Source organism: Sphingobium sp. TA15, from assembly GCF_037101235.1.
In the GTDB taxonomy this organism is placed as follows: domain Bacteria; phylum Pseudomonadota; class Alphaproteobacteria; order Sphingomonadales; family Sphingomonadaceae; genus Sphingobium; species Sphingobium indicum.
In genome coordinates this window covers 278,442-296,194 of sequence record NZ_AP025355.1, presented here as the reverse complement: position 1 = coordinate 296,194, position 17,753 = coordinate 278,442, and the positions used below count along the sequence as shown (strand labels likewise).

Below are 17,753 nucleotides of genomic sequence, written 5' to 3'. Positions count from 1 at the left end.
GAGGGGGATCATGGAACATCCATCGGCCGCCCATGAGGGGCAGCATCATCCGATAGGGCTCTACCTCAAGGTCTGGGGATACCTCTTCCTGCTGAGCGCCATGTCCTACATGGTCGACTACCTCCATATGCAGGGCATCGTCCGCTGGACGCTGATCATCCTCTTCATGCTGCTCAAGGCGGGGCTGATCCTGTCGATCTTCATGCATCTGGCCTGGGAGCGGCTGTCGCTGATCTACGCGATCCTGGTGCCGCCGCTGGTGCTGCTGGTGCTGGTGCGGATCATGACCATAGAGGCGAACTATGCCTTCTGGACCCGCGCCATCTTCATGGGCGGAGGGGGCTGAGCCATGGGCCGGATGCGCGGATTGGCGGTGGGGCTGTGCGTCGCCGGGGCGGCCGCGACGCTGCTGGGCGCGGGGTGGTTCAGCGACCGGCTCTACACGCGGGAAAGGCCGGGACAGCTTGCCTACAGGATGGACGACATGCCGCCGCGCGTCGACATGGCGGCCATCCAGCGCGATTGGCCCGCCAGCTTCAGCGAACCGGGGGAAGGCAGCCGCGTCATCGCCTATCATCGCGACATGCGGGGCAAGGCGCCGGCGCCCGGGACGGACGGCGGCGGCGGCGCGGTCGCTCCACCCCCTGACCTCGGCGCCCTGCTTGCCAGTGCGGACGCCGGTGCGGGGAAGCGGAAGGCGCAGCAATGCATGAGCTGCCATGACCTTGGCCAAGGCGGCCCCAACGGGATCGGGCCGAATCTGTGGGGCGTGGTCGGCAGAGCGATGGCCAGCCATGCGGGCTTCGCCTATTCCCCCGCCATGCGGGCGCAAGAGGGCGATTGGAGCTATGAAAGACTCTTCGCCTTCCTCGCCTCGCCGGGGCGGGACATGCCGGGGACGAAGATGAGCTTCGCCGGACTGCGCAAGCCGGAGGATCGGGCCGCGGTGATCAAATATCTGGCGACCCTGGGGACGGGAGCACCGCCCTTGCCCCAGCCCAAGGCGGTTGCTTCGCGGTAAGGGTCGGGCTTTCCCTCTTCCGACCCGGCGATCAAGGCCCCTATGAAAAGCCCCCCGATCCCGTCAGAAGGACATCCTATGCCAGCAATGTGCGGAGTGTCCCTGCCCCATGACGGATTCGAACCTGCCCTGGTGGCGCGGCGCCGCCATCTACCAGATCTATCCGCGCAGCTTCGCCGACTCCAACGGCGACGGGATAGGCGACCTTCCCGGCATCACCGCGCATCTGCCCTATGTCGCGTCGCTCGGGGTGGACGCGATCTGGCTTTCGCCCTTTTTCAGGAGCCCGATGCGCGACTTCGGCTATGACGTGTCGGATTATTGCGATGTCGACCCGATCTTCGGCACACTGGCGGATTTCGACGCCCTGGTGGCCAGGGCGCATGAACTCGGCCTGCGCGTCGTCATCGACCAGGTCTGGGCGCACACGTCCGATGAACATGGCTGGTTCGCCGAAAGCCGCTCCAGCCGCGACAATGCCAAGGCGGACTGGTATGTCTGGGCCGACCCCAAGCCGGACGGGTCGCCGCCCAACAACTGGCAGTCGGTTTTCGGCGGCCCGGCCTGGACCTGGGACGCGCGGCGCGGCCAATATTACATGCACCAGTTCCTGCGGGAACAGCCGCAATTGCACCTGCATCATCCGCAGGTGCAGCAAAGCGTGTTCGACATCATACGCTTCTGGCTGGACCGCGGCGTGGACGGCTTCCGCATCGACGCGATCAACCATTCGATGCACGACCCGCTGCTGCGCGACAACCCGCCCGCGCCCGAAGACGGCAAGGTCCGCACCCGCCCCTTCGACTTCCAGATCAGGAAATACAGCCAGAGCCATCCCGACATCCCCCTTTTCCTGGAAAAGGTCCGGCAGGTCTTCGATGAATATGAAGACCGCTTCACCGTGGCCGAAGTCGGCGGCGAAAACAGCGATGTCGAGATGAAGGCGTTTACCCAGGGCCATCGCAGGCTGAATACGGCCTATGGCTTCGACTTTCTCTATGCGCCCGAACTGACCGCCGATTTCCTCAGGACCGCGCTCGCCAAATGGCCGGCCCGGACCGATGCGGGCTGGCCAAGCTGGGCGTTCGAAAATCACGATGCGCCCCGCGCCGTGTCGCGCTGGGCCGGGGCGATCGACCCGGACGCCTATTGCCGGATGAAGATGCTGCTGCTGGCCTGCCTGCGCGGCAACATCTTCCTTTATTATGGCGAGGAACTGGGGCTGCCGCAGGTCGACATCGCGTTCGAGGATCTCCAGGATCCAGAAGCCATCGCCAATTGGCCGCTGACCCTGTCCCGCGATGGCGCGCGGACGCCGATGCCCTGGCGGTCGGACGCGCCCTATCTCGGCTTTTCGGAGGTCAAGCCCTGGCTGCCGGTCGGGGAATCGCATCGCGCCCTGGCCGTCGACGTGCAGGAGGCGCGGCCGGATTCGCTGCTGCACTGGACGCGCCGGGTGCTTGCGCTGCGCAACGGATCGCCGGCTCTGCGGGCGGGGGCGATCCAATTCCTGGAGGGGGCGGACGAATTGCTGCTGTTCGAACGGACGCATGGGAATGAGCGGCTGCTCTGCGCCTTCAATCTCGGCAACCGGGCGGCGGCGTGGACATCGCAGGAAAAATGGCGGCCGCTGCTGTCGACCGGGGGCGTCGAGAAGCTGATGTTCCCGCCCGCCTCCGGCATGGTCGCGCGGATCGCCGATCCACCCGGATGATGCGCATCGACGATGAAGGCGACGGAACGGATGCGATCAGCACAGGCAGTCTATGCTGCCTTCCTCTTCCTCGAAACTCGCGACATTCTGGACTTTCTGATATTGCCCGATGATCCTTCTGCATTCTTCCCGCGATTTGAAGAATTCCGGATCGTCTGCGATATGACTTCCGCCCCTTACTGGTTCTTCCACCATTAACCATGGTTTGAACGAAGGCGCTGTTGCACTGTCAGATGTCTGTCTGAGATCGGTCCATTTTCTCCTGACAATGCCGTGCCCGAATAACGGGCGGCGAACATCCCATGTCATCATTGCCAATCCATTGACTGAAGCAGATGGAAAAACCGGGCACCTGTACGATTACGATAATCCTGCATCCGGCAGAAACCGGATGATTTCCGAAAATTTCCTGACGCCAAACTTCTTCATGATGCTGGCGCGATGCATCTCCACCGTCCTGACGCTGATCCGCAGCTCATCGGCCACGTCCCGGTTGCTGCCGCTGGCGCTGAGCGCCCGCACGACATCCAGCTCCCTCTTGGTGAGGCTGCCGAAATAGGCCGCTGCGGTTTCCCGGCGCCGCTGGATCTCGATGTTCCGCTCCAGCATGGGCCAGGCGTTGGCGAGCACCTTGAGCAGCAGGCCGTCGGCAAAGGGCTTTTCCAGGCAGTCGACCGCGCCGCGCTTGATGACGTCGACGGCCGTGGGAATGTGGCGGGACGCGGTCATGACGACCAGGGGAATGTCCACCCGCCGCGAGGAAAGTTCCTGCTGAAGCGCCGCCCCGGCCATGTCGGCCAGATGCAGTTCCATCAACGCGATGCCGGGAGCCAGGAAATCCAGCGCCTCGATGAAATCCGCACCGCAGGAAAAGGGGACGGGCGCGAATCCCTCGCGACGCAGGATGCGCACCAGATCCTGGCGCATCCGGCTGTCGTGGTCCACGATATAGACTGGGCATCCTGGGTTCATAGCCATTCGCCTAAACCACCAATTCCGCGCAAACGCGCGAAACCGCCGATGGTTTCGCCTCCGATCCTTTTTTTTGTCAGTTCGTCGTCGCCCGGCGGGTTTCGAAGAAGACCCCAATCATTCCGCCGCTCGACCATTGCACCCGCCCCATTCGTATATCCAGACCACGGGTTTTCACAAGCAGCCGCGTGCCTTCGCTTAGCCCGCCCACCTCGATCATCATTCCCTCTGCGGAAAGATTGCGGATCGTCCCGATCAGCACGGGCGTCGATGTCACCAGGGTCGCGGAGAAATTGACCGCCAGACGCTGGCTGCGCGGCTGATATCGGTTGGGCGCGGCGTTCGGGTCGGGTTCCTCGCCCGGAATCCAGGGCAACGTCTCCTCCAGCAGGAGACCGCATTGGGAACCGTTGATCCAGCGCACTTCCGCCGTGCGGAAGCTGGCGTCGTCGAAACTCACATGAACCTGCTGATGCAGGCCCAGCGACAGGGCGCATCGCCCGCTCAGCCCCGCATGCGACACATTCTCGACCGACAGGTTCGCTTCCTCGACGACCGGATAGAGCAGCGCCGTCTTGAAGACGGTCTGCCGCGGATGCCGGCGTTTCTCCATCATCGCGTCCTTGTCGTCGGACGCCTTTTCCAGCGGCTCGGTCATACAGGTTCCCCCAGATTCGTGGAATCCCTTAAACGGTTGAACTTGTAGGCCGATTATCGCGGCAATAAGTATTTTTACGGTGTCGGCCGGAACAGTTCCATTAACCGTGCATGTCTATATTTGCCGGGTCATTTTTACCCGACTTTTCCACGCCACCGCAAGCCCCGCCTTTACTTTCCTCAGACAAATGGCATCATTGCGGCATGTTCACTCGATGGTCCTATATTAGCACCAGCCAGTTCGATGCAACCCACGTTGAAAAACACATACAAGAAATCGTCGATATCTCCATCCCGCGCAATCGTTCGCTGGACGTGACCGGCGCGCTCCTGTTCACGGGCAACCGCTTCGCCCAATATCTGGAGGGCGCGCCGTCTGCCATCGAAGAACTGAAGGCAAGCATATTGCGCGATCCGCGACATGGCGAAATTCGCACGATCGCATCGGGCGAAACCCCGCATCGTCATTTCCTCACCTGGTCCCTCGCCTATGCCGGCCCATCCCAATTCGTTTCGGACATCATCGAACGCGCCCTGAACGACGCGTTGGAAAAGGGGGACGAGGGGCTGGAGGCGCTCATCCAGATGATGTCGGAATTTTCGATTCGCGGCCGGGGTTGAGGCCCGTCCCGATCAGTGACGCGCCCGATGCCCGTCCACCGGGAAAGCAGGCGGCGATTAACCCAGATCAGCATTGCTGGGGAACGGCTCGTCCTGCCGCTGGTTGCCCTGCCATGCCGCCCGCCCTATCCCTCGACCGTCCGGGCGCCGGCCGATCCGCCGCCATCGTCGCGCAGGCGGGGCGTTGGAACGGCCGGGCACATGATCGGTTCGCAAGGAATGGGAGAGCTCCGATGTCAGAGCCGATGGCCGGTCCCGGCCAGAACCGCATCGATCGCCTCCAATATGTCGCCGCGGCAATAGGGCTTGGCGACGCGCCTGCATCGCTGGCAGTTCGTCGGCAGGCTCTGCTCGTCACAGCCGGTCACGATGATCACCGGCACGGACCTCGCGGTCAGTTCGTCGATCAGGGGATAGCTCATCTCCCCCCGAAGATTGACGTCGAACAGGGCGATGTCGGGCAGTTGCGCCGCAATCGCCTTGAGCGCGCCGAACAGGCTGCCATGCGGCCCCATCACCGAAAACCCCTCCTCGACCAGCAAGGCGCCAAGATCGCTCGAGAGAAAATAATCCTCCTCCACCACCAGCACGCGAACCGTGCCGGGGGCCGCCCCTTTCGTCATTCATCTCTCCTCTCCCGCCAGCCGTCGCACGGGAATGAGCGACGAAAAACAACATAGGTGAAAACGCGCCATGTCATCGCTCGATATCCCGCATGCCGCGATGAAGGATAGCATCACTACCCTCAACCTGGCGGCGCACTGGCCACTTGGCCGGCCCGACCGGGACATGATCAACGCCCTGGCATGCCGCACGCTCCCGCCGCTGCGCACCGGCACGGACCTGTTCGCCCAGGGTGACCGGCTGACCTCCATCTTCCTCCTGCTGGAGGGATGGGCCGCCCGGTACAAGATGCTGGAGGACGGCCGCCGCCAGATCGTCAGCCTGCTGCTGCCCGGCGACCTGTGCGATCCCTTCTGTTTCCTGCTGCATCGCGCCGACCATGGCGTCACCGCGCTCACGCCGATCAAGGTGGCAGAAGTCGGTCGCAACCAGTTCGAGGAGATCGCGCTCAGCCATCCCGAAGTCACGAGGGCGATGTGGATCAACGCCCTGATCACCGCCTCCATCCAGCGCGAATGGTGCGTCAATCTGGGCCGCCGCACCGCGCTGGAGCGGTTCAGCCACCTGTTCTGCGAACTCTATCACCGGCTGCTGACGGTCGGCCTCGTCAGCGGCGGCGGCTTCCACTTTCCCGTCACGCAGCTTGAATTGGCGGACGCAACGGGATTGACGATGGTGCACACCAACAGGATATTGCAGGAAATGCGTCGTCAACGGCTGATAGAATTGCACCGGCGCCATCTCGTCGTGCCGGACCTGGCAGCGCTGGAGCGCGTCTGCGCCTTCGACCCGTACTATCTGCATCCGGCGGCGCAAGAGACATCGTGACGACACCATCCCCGACCGACGGCTGGAGCGACTTTCTCGCCCTCTTCGATGCATGCCCCCTGCCCCAGGTCCAGGTCGGGCCGGACGACGCCATATTGCGCGCCAATGCGGCGTTGACGGAACTGCTGGGCATCCGGCCGGAGCGGCTGATCGGCGGGCGGCTGGTCGTCCCGGCATCGGGCGAGTCCGCGGCGCGACTGAGCTGGGACGACGGAAAATGCGAGGCGCGGCTGTTCGCCGCCGTGCTGGTGGCGACGCCCGACTATCGCATCTGCGTCGTCCAGTTCAGCAATGTCGACGCCATGGAAGCAGCGGCGCGGCAATATCTGCTGCGCAACGTGCAGCATCGGCTGCGAAACCTGATCGCTTCCGTCCGCTCCATCTTTCGGCGGACGGCCGCCACCAGCGATTCCATCGACCATCTCACCAGCCATTTCCTGGGGCGGCTGGACGCAATCGCCCGGATCGAATCCAATCTGGCCCTGGCGGAACGGCACGGCCTTGAACTGCACGATCTGGTCATGGACGAATTGGCGGCGTTCGCCGTCAGGGCCGGGGAACAGGCTTTTCTGGAGGGGCCGGACATCCGGCTGCGCACCTCGGCCGCGACGACATTGGCTCTCGCCTTTCACGAATTGGGCAATAATTCCATCAAATATGGCGCGCTGGGATCGGATGGGGGCCAGGTCTGGGTCCGCTGGTGGAGCGATCGCGAACAGGCCGTGCCGATGCTGCGCATCCTGTGGGAGGAAAAGAGCAGTGATGCCCCCCCGGCGGTCCGCCGTTCCGGCTTCGGCACGGAGCTGCTGACGAAGACGATCCCGTTCGAACTGGATGGTTCGGGCACCATCGACTGGACGCCCGACGCGTTCAAGGTGCACATCAGCCTGCCCATGACCAAGAGGCTGCTCCACCCCAGCGACTAGGATGTGTGGCCGGTTTCACCGCTTTTCGTTCGGCGTCAGGCCCTCATGGTCGTCGGCGCGGTTCTCGCCCGTCTGCTGGTCTTCCTTCAGCACGTCATGGTGCCAGAAATTGCGCCCGATGAAGACGAGGGCGATCACCAGCAGGACGATCCCCACCACCCAGATCGCCGCCCGCCCGAGGCGCCGGTCGCTGGGCCGTTCCGGTTCATGCATATCGGCGGTCCTTCCCGTTTTGCGGCATCGAAGGCCAAGCAGGACGATTCTGCCTCATCCTCCACAGCATGGCGGCGGGCGATCCCTTCCTGCCCCGATGTCGTCCCTGTTCTTCGGCACCCGCCTCTGCCGGCGCTTTCCCATCATCCCGCCATGTCGTGACCCGTCAGGGCGGCGACTTCGCGCAGGGCCGGAAGCTCCGGTATCCGCAGCCATTTGGATTGCAGTTCCACCAGACCGCGCGCGCGCATGGATTGCAGCGTCCGGTTCACATGAACCGGGGTCAGCCCGGTCATGTCGGCGATTTCCATCTGCGTCAGCGGCATGGCGCATTGCTGGCCATAGGCAAGGCCCGCCTGCCGCATGCGTTCGAACAGTTCCAGCAGCAGGTGCGCCACCCGCTCCAGCGCCGTCTTGCGCCCCAGGGTGACGAGCCAGTTGGCCTGCCGCTCGATCGTGCCGGACAGCGCCTGCCAGAAGCCGTGCCGCCCGTCGAAACCGGCGTGCGACGGTATGCGGCAGGGCAACCGCAGCGCCCTCACATTGGTGATCGCCACCACCGGCTGGGACGACACGCCGCCCAGCGCCCATTGCGGGTCGCAATAATCCCCCGGCAGGTACAGCGCGGTGATCTGGCGGCGGCCGTCCGACAACAGCCGGTAACGGCACGCCCACCCTTCCTGAACATACAGCATGGCGTCGGGCTTCTCATTCTCCCGCGCCAGGAACTGATGCATTCGGAAATGAACCTGGTTTTCGCCTTCGGCAACCTGGCTTAACATGGACTACTCCCTGTTAAGCCCCCCTGGATCAATGTCGATTGAACCTGACCCCACCATAGCGGTTCTGGTTCATGCCGGATTCACTTATGTTTGCTTGATGGAAATAATTGGGATGGAACGAGGATAAGAGTCGATGAACGTGAAGCATCCCCCGGCGCTCGTCTAAAATTACCGTCCGCCTAATCCAGGTTATCGTGCCGGCGTCAGGTCGCGGAACCGCAAAGCCGGCGAAATCGCTGGATCGGCAGGAGGAACGATCCATGTCCAGAATGCTCTTTCTGATGCCGCTGATCGCGCTCGCCACGCCTGCCGCCGCTGCGGAAACGCCCGCCGCCTATCTGGGCAAGGCAGGCGCGGGCGACCTGTTCGAGCAGACGTCCAGCAAGATCGTGCTGGAAACGACCAGCGACGCCAGGGTCAAGAGCTTCGCCACCATGATGATCGGGGATCACGGCAAGAGCGCCGCCATGCTTAAGAGCGCGGCGGCGGCCTCCGGCGTCAAGGCGCCGCCCCCCGGCCTGACGCCCGACCAGCAGGCGAAGGTCGCGGCGCTGAAGCAGGCAAGGGGCGTTGCCCGCGACACCCTCTACTGGCAGCAGCAGAAGGCGGCCCACGCCCAGGCGCTGCAACTGCACCAGGATTATGCCGCCAATGGCTCCAATCGTTCGCTCAAGGATGCGGCGGCGAAGATCGTGTCCGTGGTGAAACATCATATCGATCTCTTGAACGCGGGCCGATGACCGACGTCCGCACCCTCTCCGCCCCCGCCGCTCCAGCGGACCTCAAGCATGTCTCGCTGGATCGGGAGGGGGATGCGCGCTACTGGCAGCAGCGTTTCGGCACGTCGCGGGCCCGGCTGGAGCAAGCGGTCGAGCGGGTCGGCCATCATGTCAATGCCATAGCGGAGTTCCTTCACCGCAGGCGCTGAGCAAAAGATCGGCACGAACCGCGCCTTGCCGGGAACCAGCCTGTCCGCGTGCCTGTTCTCTCCCCAAGGAAAGGAGAGATTGCGATGCACAAGGAAGAGGAAGACGGCCGCGTCGTCACCCATGTCTCGCGGCAGGAGGCGCGGAGCGGGGCTTCCACCCATGTCACCCGCTATGTCCTGAGCATCAGCCTGGCGTTGGTCGTGATCGCCTTCGCCATCCTGCTGGCGGGCGGTTTCTTCAACACCGCCGGGACGGGCGCCGACGAATCGCATCAGGCCAGCCCCGCCGAAGCCGGCGGCAACTGAGGACGAACGGATGGACGATACCGCTCTCGCGGCCCAGACGGTGCTGATCGTCGAGGACGACTATTATCTTGCCTTCGACACTGCGGACGCGCTGCGCGACGCGGGAGCTGGAATATTGGGCCCTTTCCCGACCGAGGAGAAGGCCATGGACGCGATCCGGCTGGGGAGGCCCTCCGCCGCCGTGCTGGACATCAATCTGGGGAACGGCCCTTCCTTTCGCCTCGCCCGGCTGCTGAAGGAACGGGGCGTGCCGTTCCTGTTCCTGACCGGCTATGACGAGGAAGTCATACCGTCCGATCTCAACGATGCCCTGCGGCTGCAAAAGCCCATCGCCCCCAGGGAAATCGTCGCCTCGCTCGCCTGGCGCCGCCAGGGCAGCGCCTGACGCCCGGCTTCATTCCGCCGCGATGCCCGCCCCTTCGACGAAGGACGCGCATGCGAATCCCGGCGCGCGGTCATAAAGTTCCTTCTCAAAAAAGGCGCAGGTGATCGCCAGCCCCTCGCTCAGGGGAACGCGGGGTTCCCAACCAAGCAACTGGCTCGCCCGGCGGATGTCCGGCCTGCGCCGGCGCGGATCGTCCACCGGCAGCGGCTGGAAGACGACCTGCGACCGCGTGCCGGTGGCCGCCACCACCTGGTCCAGCAGTTGCAGGATGCTGTATTCCTCCGGATTGCCCAGATTGACGGGCGCCATGTCGGACAAGGGCGCCTCCATCAATCGGATCAGCCCGTCGACCATGTCCGACACGAAGCAGAAGCTGCGCGTCTGCGATCCGTCGCCATAGATGGTGATGGCGTCGCCCGACAACGCCTGGCAGACGAGGTTGGAGATCACGCGGCCATCGTCGGGATGCATGTTCGGGCCATAGGTGTTGAAGATCCGCGCCACCCGGACATCGGCGCGGCCCAGCCGGGCGAAGTCGAAGGCCATGGCCTCCGCCGCGCGCTTGCCCTCGTCATAGCAGGCGCGGGGGCCGGTACAGTTCACCCAGCCGCGATAATCCTCCCGCTGGGGATGCGCCTCCGGATCGCCATAGACCTCGCTGGTGGAGGTGAGCAGGAAGCGCGCGCCGACCTGCTCCGCCAGCCGCAGCAGGCGATCGGTTCCGACCACGCTGGTCAGCATCGTATGTTCGGGATCGGCCTGATATTGCGGCGGCGAAGCCGCGCAGGCGAGATTGTAGATGCGGCTGATGTCGCGCCGGCGCGTGACCGCATCGGGCAGGGGATCGACGATGTCGCCGCGCACGAAGGTGAAGGCGCGATGCCCCTCCAGCATCCGCAGGTTGACCTCCCGCGAGGTCTGGAGGTTGTCGAGGCAGATGACCTCATGCCCTTGATCCAGCAGCGTCCGGCACAGATGCGACCCGATGAAGCCGGCTCCTCCGGCCACCAGGGCTGTTTCACGCTTTCCGTTCATCGACCCTCCGTCCTTTTCTGTCCTGTCGTTCTTCATTCGGCGGCCGCCATGTCCCGCGTGCGCATCCGGGCGGCCTCTTGCAGCCAGTTTTCCAGCTCGGCGGCGCGGTTGCGCGATATATGCTGGTTCAGAATGCGGCGGCGGGCGGCCTCGCCCATATCGGCGCGATCCTCATGCAGGGCGACGATCACCTGCTCCGGATTCCAGGCGAAGATGATTTCGCGATTGGGCTCCAGCAGTTCGTTGAGTCCCGGCCAGACGTCGGAGATGATCGGCGTGCCGCAGGCCGCCGCCTCGAACAGCCGGACGGAGGGGGACCAGCCCGCCTCGATCATGTCGGCGCGCGTGACGTTCAGCGTGTAGCGCGAGGCGGAATAGAAGGCGGCGTGGTCGCGCGGGGCGAGATGCTCGATCCGCTCCACATTGGCGGGCCAGTCGATGTCGTCGGGATATTGCGGCCCGGCGACGACGAAACGCCTGTCGGGCAGCAGCCGCGCCGGTTCGATCAGCAGCTTCTCCAAGGTGGGCTGGCGATCCGGGCTGTAGGTGCCGAGATAGGAGAGATCCCATTTCTTCGGCACGTCCATCGGCCGATAGGCCGACGCATCCACCGAGCAATAGAGCGCCCGCGCCATGGGGGAACGATAATGCCACTCCAGCAGGTCGAGCGTCGGGCCGCCGGTGAAGGAGCAATAGCAGTCATAGCCCGCGATCAGTTCCGCCGACAGATAGTCGCAGCGCCCCTCCCGCAACGCCGCCAGCGTGACGGGCGTATCGATGTCGTAGAAGGCCGTGACCCCGCGCGCCGTGCGCTGCACATGATGGCCGACCGCGATGCCGTCGGGCACATAGGAGCCGACCATGACCGCGTCCGCCGTCTCGATCTCATGCCGCCAATCTTCCAGCGCTTCCACGCTGTCGTAGAATTCCAGCCGGCAGAAGGCGGGGTCGATGAGGTCGCGCTGGCCGGCATACCAGGGGACGTCCCTCTCCAGGAAGAGTATCTCATGCCCGCGCCCGGCAAAGGCGGAGAGCAGGGCGCGGAAGGTCGTCGCATGGCCATTGCCCCAGGATGAAGACAGGCTGAGTCCGAGGACGACGAGTTTCATGCTCCCTCCATCTGATGCTGCCTGGCGGCGCGCCGCCCGGATCGGTCGCGCAGGATTTCGTCGACCTGGCGCCCGCGCAGTTCATAGCTGTGTTCGGCCCGGACACGGGCGAGCGCCGCCTGCCCGATCGCCCGCGCCCGCTCCGGCGTCAGCGCCGCCAGATGATCCGCCACATCCTGCCCGTCGCGGGCGACCAGCACCTCCTCGTCCGGGGTCAGGAACATCTCTATCCCCTCCCACGCATCGGTGATGAGGCAGGCCCCTGCTCCCGCCGCCTCGAACACGCGGGTCGCGGGGGAAAAGCCGATATGCGCCATGCTGTCGCGGGCGACATTCAGCACGGCCAGCGGGCTGCAATTGAAGGCGTTGTGCTCGGCGGTGTAGACATGGCCGCGATGGCGGACATTGCCGGGCATCGCCTTGCTGTCCCAGCCATTGCCGCCGATCAGGAATTGCCGGCCGGGCAACAAGGCGGCGGGTTTCAGGAAGAATTCCTCCACCCGCGCCTCCCGGTCGGGCAGGCGGTTGCCAAGGAAGGCGAGATCGGCGGTGAAGCGCGGATCGGGCGGCACGGGATGGTGGCTCTGCGGATCGAGCGCATTGTAGACGGGAACGCACTCGACCGCGCCGAAGCCGCGATAGGCGTTCACCACCGGATCGCCGCCGCCATAGGTCAGCACCATGTCGAGTCCGGGCAAGGCGCGGCGCACGGCATGGTCCGGATCGGCGCGCATCTCGTCCAGCGTCGCGGCGGCGTCCACATCCCAGAAGATGCGCAGCGCATGGGGCCGGCCGCGGCGCATGACGCCGTCCAGCAGCTCGTCGTCGAACACGCCGACGCCGCTGGCCTTCACGACGACATCGGCCTCGGCGGCCTCGTCCATCACGCCCTTCAGCGCGTCCGGCGTCGCGGGATAGACCACCACGCGCGCCCAGTCGGGCGGGTCGATGTCACGATGCTGCTGCCGGTCGAAGGCATCCGGTTCATAGAATGTGATGTGATGGCCATGCCGGGCAAGCTGCTCCAATATCCCGCGATAATAGGTGGCGGCGCCGTTCCAGTAGGAGGAGAGCAGGCTGGAACCGTAAAAGGCGATCTTCATGCAACGCTCCTGATCGGCTGCGCGTCGAGCGACGTCATGATGTCCATCAGCTGCCGCGCGCGATGGGCGCAGCTATGGCGGCTGCGGATCGTCTCCAATCCGTTGCGGACGAGGCTGGCGCGAAGGTCCGCATCCTCGCTGATGGCGCGCATATGGCCCTTCATCTCGTCGCCGGTCCGGGCGAAGAGGAAATCCTCGCCGGGCCGGAACAGTCCTTCGCTGTCGTCCCAAGGGGCCGACAGCAGCGGAATGCCGCAGGCCAGCGCCTCGAACACACGAATGGTCGGAATGCCGGGCAGAAGCTGCGTATAATAGCGGCGCGGCACATGGACGGTGGCAAGGTGGCGGGCGAAGATAGCCGGCGCGGCGGCATTGGGCGCCCAGCCATGATAGGCGACGCCGTAGCGTTCCAGCGTCGCCAGCGCCTCCTGAGGATAGCGCACGCCATAGATGTCGAGCGGAAGCTTCGCCTGCCGCGCCGGGCGGAAGAGGTAATCCTCCAGTTCGGCGGCACGCTCCCCATCGCCCCAGTTGCCGATCCAGACGAGGCCGCTCTTCTCACCGGGCAAGGGGCGGAAATGCCTTGTGTCGGCGGCTTCATGCCAGGTCCAGACGCGCTCGCCCCAACCCCAGCTTCGATAGACCTCCGACAGGGCCTCGCCGAACGCCAGCACGCCGTCATAGCCCGACAGGTCGAACGCCCGGATCGCGTCGGGATCGGACACGGCGCGATGATGGGTGTCGTGGAACAGCAGCGTGAAATCGCTCCGCCCCGCCCGGATCAGGCCGAGCGCCCCGACCAGCGAAGGCTCGTTCCATTCATGGACGATGACGAGGTCGGCGCCGTCGACCAGCGCGACCAGATCGTCCTTCATGCCATAGCCTTGGGCACGGAGTTCGGGATAGGCCTGACGATAGGCGGCGAGACCCTCCTCCCCATGGTCGGACAGCAGGTTGGCGAGGCTCCAATTGCCCTCCGGCTCCAGCGCCAGCACCTCATGGCCCATGACGGCGAGTTCGCGCAGCACGCCCCGCAGGAAATGGGCATTGCCGTGGTTCCAGCAGGACAGCAGCGAATGGGTGAAATAGAGGATCTTCATGCGGCCACCTTCCGCTGGACGGCGCGATAATGGGCGGCCATGTGCGCGGCCGTGGCGGCGGGGGTGTAGGCGCCCGCCCGCGTCTGGGCGCGCTGGCCCATTTCCATGCGGGTGGCGTTGTCGCCCAGCAATGCCTCTATCGCCCAGGCGAAGCCCTGCGCGTCGCGAGGATCGACGAAGATGGCGGCGCCATCCCATAGCTCCCGGAAAGTCGGAATATCGGACAGCACCAGCGCGCAACCGGCCAGCGCCGCCTCCAGCACCGCAAGGCCGAAGGGTTCGTAAAGCGCCGCCGAAGCGAAGACCGGCCGGCTGGCCAGATGCCGGGCCAGCGCCATGCTGTCGAGCGGACCGAGCGGCACCAGCGAACGCAGACCGATCGCCCCTCCCTGCGGCCCCTCAAGCGGCCCGGCGGCCTTGAACGGCGCGGCGATGCGGGCCGCCGCCTCATCCAGCACCCGGACATTCTTGCCCTCGTCCCAGAGGCGACCGGCCGTGAACACATGGTCCTGCATCGCCTGCGGCTTCACCGGAAAGGACCGGCCATTATGGACCGCCATGGGGAGCACGCCATAGCGGCGGCGCGCCGCCTGCGCAAAAGCCATGCTGGGCGCGATGACGCGGGTCGCCTGCCGAAGGCCGCCCGCAACCAGCGCCGCGCGCCAGTTGAAATCCTCCGGCATGGGACCGCCGCGCACCGCTTCCCACCAGGTCGCGACGCAACTGTGCAGCAGCGCGATCGCCGGGCAGGGATAACGGCCGGCACTGGCCAGCGCCGGCGTATGCAGTTGCACCGCGTCGGCGCGCAGGTCGCCCGCCATTTCCGCCAGCCGCGCTTCGGCCTGCACGATGGGCGCCGCTTCCGCCGCCAGCCATTCGAGTTCAAGGCCGGTTTCCACCAGATGGCAATTGGCCATGGCCGCGGCCTCCGCCCGCTGCGCCTCGCTCAGCGCAGGCCCCATGACGGCCAGCGTCACCTCATAGCCATGGGGCTGGAGCGCGCGGATGAGGTCGGTCGAATATTGCCAGACGCCGCCCACCGCGTCGGCGGACAGCAGCAGATGCCCGCCGCCCCTCACAGCGCGCTCGCGGTCATCAGCCTGGGCCCGGCGCTCTCCGCCCGCTCCTCCATCAGCCAGCGGGCCAGATCGGCCACGCCCTGCCGCCAGGGCTTGCGCGCCTTCAGGTTCAGCGCCGTGCGCGCCGCGCCGGTGTCCGCGACGAAATAGCGCTGGTCGCCCGCCCGCCAGGGCGCGAAGTCGGGCACGATGGACTTGCCCAGATGGACGCCGATAAAGGCCAGGATCTGCCGCAGGCTGACGGCATTGTCCGGCCCGCCGCCCAGGTTGAAGGCGCGGCCGCCCACCCGTCCGATCTGCCGCCAGACCGCCAGATAGGCGTCCACCGCATCCTGCACGTCCAATATGTCGCGCACCTGATGACCGTCGCCATAAAGGGTGATCGGCTGCCCTTCCAGGGCGCTGATCAGGAAATGCGCGACCCAGCCCTGATCCTCCGTCCCCATCTGCCGCTGGCCGTAGATGCAGCTCATGCGCAGCACTGCGGCGGGCAGGCCGAAACTGCGGGCATAGTCCAGCACATATTGGTCCGCCGCCCCCTTGGAGCAGCCATAGGGCGTATGGAAATCGAGCGGGCGGCTCTCGTCTATGCCGTTGGCGCGCAGATGCTCCGAGGCAGGCTGATAGGCGCCGTCGATCAACGGGAAGTCCAGGTCCTCCAGCCCGCCATAGACCTTGTTGGTGGAGGCGAAGATCACGGGCGGCGGCGTGGAGCGGCGGCGCGCAGCCTCCAGCACGTTGAGCGTGCCGAGCGCGTTCACCTCGAAATCGGCGCGCGGATCGGTGAAGCTGGTGGTGACGGCGACCTGCGCGGCCATGTGGAAGACCGCCTTCGCGCCGGCGACCGCCCGGTCCACCGCCGCATCGTCCCGCACATCGGCGATGACCGGCGTGATCGCGGCGCCGTGGCGCTGCTCCAGCCAGGCAAGGTTGCGCTCGACGCCGGGCCGGGCCAGCGAGTCATAGACGACGACCTGCTCGCCCTCCCCCGCCAGCCGGTCGGCGATGTTGCAGCCGATGAAACCGGCCCCGCCCGTGACCAGCACGGGCCTTCCGTCGGCGCGCTTCACGCGACCAGCCCCCGCGCTTCCAGCTCCGCCCGCGCCTGGTTGACGCGGTCGTCGGCGGTCTGCCGCGCCACCCATTCGGCCAGCACGGCAAGGCCCTGCTGGAAGTCCTGCCGCGCCCTGAAGCCCAGCACCTCTTCCGCCTTGCCGGTGTCGCAGAAGCAATGGCGGATGTCGCCGGTCCGCGCCTTGCCGACAATTTCGGGTTCCCCATCGTTCCGGCCCATCGCCAGCGCAAGCGACTGCGCCACCTCCGTGACGGAACGGTCCTGCCCGGAACCGATGTTGAAGGTGCCGCCCGCCGCCTGCGGCAGTTCCAGCGCGTCGGCAAAGGCACGCGCCACGTCGCCGACATGCACGAAGTCGCGGCGCTGCCCGCCATCCTCGAAGATCATCGGCTTCTGCCCGTTCAGCAGGCGGGACGCGAAGATCGCCAGCACGCCGGTATAGGGGTTGGAAAGCGCCTGCCCCGGCCCATAGACGTTGAACAGGCGCAGACAGACGCCCTCCATGCCATAGGGCGCGGTCATGATATGGGTCGTGCGTTCCTGCACATATTTGTTGAGCGCGTAGATGGAGGCGAGATTGGGCTGCTTCCATTCCGGCGTGGCGATGGGGGTGAGCGGGCGGCCCTGTCGGTCGACCGGGTCCCAGACCTTCTGATTGTCGCGGATCGACCCGCGCTCCGCGTCCTGGACGATCCGGCCGTCCTCGTCGCGATACAACCCCTCGCCATAGATGCTCATCGAGGAGGCCGTCACCACGCGCCGCACCGGACGGTCGATCAGCCGTTCGAAGAGGACGGCGGTGCCGACGTCGTTGACCGAGGTATAGCGCTCCACTTCATACATGGACTGGCCCACGCCGACTTCCGCGGCGAGGTGGATGACGGCGTCGACGCCCTGCAAGGCGCGATCCACCGCATGGCCGTTGCGCACATCGGCGCGGATCAGCTCAACCTCCGGATCGAGATCGGCCGGCCGCTCGATGTCTCCATGAACCTGCTCGATCATGCTGTCCAGCACGCGAACGGCATGGCCGCGTGCCAGCAATTCCCGGCAAACCGTCCGGCCGATGAAGCCGGCGCCACCCGTGACAAGTATCTTTTCCACGGCCGCTCCCCTCATTGATGATGATTTGCCAAGGATTGGCTGCGGGAACGTTCCATTTCCCGCAACCGTGGCAACGGGACCATCAACATCTTCTTCTACCGCCAGGTTCCGGTAATATTTCGGTAAATCCTTTAATATCCACTCAGTACAAACCCATGAGAATAATCCATG

At 65.4% G+C, this 17,753-nt stretch carries 23 protein-coding genes; 10 read left to right on the top strand and 13 right to left on the bottom strand.

The annotated features are described in order from the left end of the window. The first annotated feature begins 10 nt into the window (after positions 1-10). The 3 genes from Sj15T_RS01535 to Sj15T_RS01525 all read left to right on the top strand — a co-directional run bounded on the left by Sj15T_RS01535 (position 11) and on the right by Sj15T_RS01525 (position 2,735). Positions 11-346, top strand: a complete 336-nt coding sequence (locus Sj15T_RS01535) for a cytochrome C oxidase subunit IV family protein (RefSeq protein ID WP_013039582.1) — start codon at positions 11-13, stop codon at positions 344-346. Positions 347-349: 3 nt separating this feature from the next. Next, on the top strand, positions 350-1,021 hold the full coding sequence (locus tag Sj15T_RS01530) for a cytochrome c family protein (RefSeq protein ID WP_013039581.1): 672 nt from the start codon (positions 350-352) through the stop codon (positions 1,019-1,021). 109 nt (positions 1,022-1,130) lie between these two features. After that, positions 1,131-2,735, top strand: coding sequence for an alpha-amylase family glycosyl hydrolase (locus Sj15T_RS01525; RefSeq protein ID WP_013039580.1), 1,605 nt, complete (start codon positions 1,131-1,133; stop codon positions 2,733-2,735). 36 nt (positions 2,736-2,771) lie between these two features. On the opposite strand, the gene Sj15T_RS01520 is transcribed toward Sj15T_RS01525, so the two are convergent. The 3 genes from Sj15T_RS01520 to Sj15T_RS01510 all read right to left on the bottom strand — a co-directional run bounded on the left by Sj15T_RS01520 (position 2,772) and on the right by Sj15T_RS01510 (position 4,365). Then, entirely contained in the window at positions 2,772-3,047 is a 276-nt protein-coding gene (locus Sj15T_RS01520) for a hypothetical protein (protein ID WP_174550390.1), read from the bottom strand. 48 nt (positions 3,048-3,095) lie between these two features. Next, positions 3,096-3,707 carry a response regulator gene (locus tag Sj15T_RS01515; protein ID WP_013039578.1) on the bottom strand — a complete coding sequence of 204 codons (612 nt, stop codon included), beginning with the start codon at positions 3,705-3,707 and terminating at the stop codon, positions 3,096-3,098. Between the two features lie 76 nt (positions 3,708-3,783). Beyond that, positions 3,784-4,365, bottom strand: coding sequence for a PilZ domain-containing protein (locus Sj15T_RS01510; RefSeq protein WP_013039577.1), 582 nt, complete (start codon positions 4,363-4,365; stop codon positions 3,784-3,786). A gap of 110 nt (positions 4,366-4,475) precedes the next feature. On the opposite strand from Sj15T_RS01510, the gene Sj15T_RS01505 reads away from it, so the two are divergent. Beyond that, positions 4,476-4,985: a BLUF domain-containing protein gene (locus Sj15T_RS01505; protein ID WP_253720691.1), complete on the top strand. Its 510-nt coding sequence runs from the start codon at positions 4,476-4,478 to the stop codon at positions 4,983-4,985. Between the two features lie 236 nt (positions 4,986-5,221). Here the strand turns inward: Sj15T_RS01505 and Sj15T_RS01500 are convergent, their stop codons facing one another. Further along, positions 5,222-5,608 carry a response regulator gene (locus tag Sj15T_RS01500; RefSeq protein WP_013039575.1) on the bottom strand — a complete coding sequence of 129 codons (387 nt, stop codon included), beginning with the start codon at positions 5,606-5,608 and terminating at the stop codon, positions 5,222-5,224. Between the two features lie 70 nt (positions 5,609-5,678). On the opposite strand from Sj15T_RS01500, the gene Sj15T_RS01495 reads away from it, so the two are divergent. Then, a complete protein-coding gene (locus Sj15T_RS01495) occupies positions 5,679-6,437 on the top strand; it encodes a Crp/Fnr family transcriptional regulator (RefSeq protein ID WP_013039574.1) in 759 nt (252 codons plus the stop codon). Then, a complete protein-coding gene (locus tag Sj15T_RS01490) occupies positions 6,434-7,363 on the top strand; it encodes an HWE histidine kinase domain-containing protein (protein WP_013039573.1) in 930 nt (309 codons plus the stop codon). Before Sj15T_RS01495 ends, Sj15T_RS01490 begins: the two co-directional genes overlap by 4 nt. A gap of 15 nt (positions 7,364-7,378) precedes the next feature. On the opposite strand, the gene Sj15T_RS01485 is transcribed toward Sj15T_RS01490, so the two are convergent. Then, on the bottom strand, positions 7,379-7,576 hold the full coding sequence (locus tag Sj15T_RS01485; protein WP_013039572.1) for a hypothetical protein: 198 nt from the start codon (positions 7,574-7,576) through the stop codon (positions 7,379-7,381). A gap of 143 nt (positions 7,577-7,719) precedes the next feature. Further along, positions 7,720-8,358 (bottom strand): Crp/Fnr family transcriptional regulator, encoded by a 639-nt coding sequence (locus Sj15T_RS01480; RefSeq protein ID WP_013039571.1) that lies wholly within the window; start codon positions 8,356-8,358, stop codon positions 7,720-7,722. Between the two features lie 260 nt (positions 8,359-8,618). Here Sj15T_RS01480 and Sj15T_RS01475 point away from each other — a divergent pair, with 260 nt between their 5' ends. The 4 genes from Sj15T_RS01475 (at position 8,619) to Sj15T_RS01460 (ending at position 9,977) form a co-directional block, all read left to right on the top strand. Continuing rightward, on the top strand, positions 8,619-9,098 hold the full coding sequence (locus Sj15T_RS01475) for a DUF4142 domain-containing protein (RefSeq protein WP_013039570.1): 480 nt from the start codon (positions 8,619-8,621) through the stop codon (positions 9,096-9,098). Beyond that, on the top strand, positions 9,095-9,286 hold the full coding sequence (locus tag Sj15T_RS01470) for a DUF3606 domain-containing protein (protein WP_007684652.1): 192 nt from the start codon (positions 9,095-9,097) through the stop codon (positions 9,284-9,286). Before Sj15T_RS01475 ends, Sj15T_RS01470 begins: the two co-directional genes overlap by 4 nt. An 84-nt stretch (positions 9,287-9,370) precedes the next feature. Then, positions 9,371-9,592, top strand: coding sequence for a hypothetical protein (locus Sj15T_RS01465; RefSeq protein WP_013039569.1), 222 nt, complete (start codon positions 9,371-9,373; stop codon positions 9,590-9,592). A gap of 10 nt (positions 9,593-9,602) precedes the next feature. Then, positions 9,603-9,977, top strand: coding sequence for a response regulator (locus tag Sj15T_RS01460; RefSeq protein ID WP_013039568.1), 375 nt, complete (start codon positions 9,603-9,605; stop codon positions 9,975-9,977). 9 nt (positions 9,978-9,986) lie between these two features. On the opposite strand, the gene Sj15T_RS01455 is transcribed toward Sj15T_RS01460, so the two are convergent. From Sj15T_RS01455 to Sj15T_RS01425, 7 genes are read right to left on the bottom strand one after another with little or no spacing between them, the layout of a single operon-like run. Further along, positions 9,987-11,012 carry an NAD-dependent epimerase/dehydratase family protein gene (locus Sj15T_RS01455; RefSeq protein ID WP_025771675.1) on the bottom strand — a complete coding sequence of 342 codons (1,026 nt, stop codon included), beginning with the start codon at positions 11,010-11,012 and terminating at the stop codon, positions 9,987-9,989. A 32-nt stretch (positions 11,013-11,044) separates the two neighbouring features. Beyond that, on the bottom strand, positions 11,045-12,121 hold the full coding sequence (locus Sj15T_RS01450; RefSeq protein ID WP_013039567.1) for a glycosyltransferase: 1,077 nt from the start codon (positions 12,119-12,121) through the stop codon (positions 11,045-11,047). Beyond that, positions 12,118-13,224: a glycosyltransferase gene (locus tag Sj15T_RS01445; RefSeq protein ID WP_013039566.1), complete on the bottom strand. Its 1,107-nt coding sequence runs from the start codon at positions 13,222-13,224 to the stop codon at positions 12,118-12,120. The genes Sj15T_RS01450 and Sj15T_RS01445 overlap by 4 nt, the downstream gene beginning before the upstream one ends. Then, positions 13,221-14,324, bottom strand: a complete 1,104-nt coding sequence (locus Sj15T_RS01440; RefSeq protein ID WP_013039565.1) for a glycosyltransferase — start codon at positions 14,322-14,324, stop codon at positions 13,221-13,223. The genes Sj15T_RS01445 and Sj15T_RS01440 overlap by 4 nt, the downstream gene beginning before the upstream one ends. Beyond that, the gene (locus tag Sj15T_RS01435) at positions 14,321-15,403 is read right to left on the bottom strand and encodes a glycosyltransferase family 4 protein (protein WP_013039564.1); all 1,083 of its coding nucleotides are present in this window, start codon (positions 15,401-15,403) and stop codon (positions 14,321-14,323) included. The genes Sj15T_RS01440 and Sj15T_RS01435 overlap by 4 nt, the downstream gene beginning before the upstream one ends. Beyond that, positions 15,400-16,473 carry an SDR family NAD(P)-dependent oxidoreductase gene (locus tag Sj15T_RS01430; RefSeq protein WP_013039563.1) on the bottom strand — a complete coding sequence of 358 codons (1,074 nt, stop codon included), beginning with the start codon at positions 16,471-16,473 and terminating at the stop codon, positions 15,400-15,402. The genes Sj15T_RS01435 and Sj15T_RS01430 overlap by 4 nt, the downstream gene beginning before the upstream one ends. Next, complete coding sequence (locus Sj15T_RS01425; protein WP_041385768.1) at positions 16,470-17,582, bottom strand: SDR family NAD(P)-dependent oxidoreductase; 1,113 nt, start codon at positions 17,580-17,582, stop codon at positions 16,470-16,472. The genes Sj15T_RS01430 and Sj15T_RS01425 overlap by 4 nt, the downstream gene beginning before the upstream one ends. Positions 17,583-17,753: the final 171 nt, after the last annotated feature.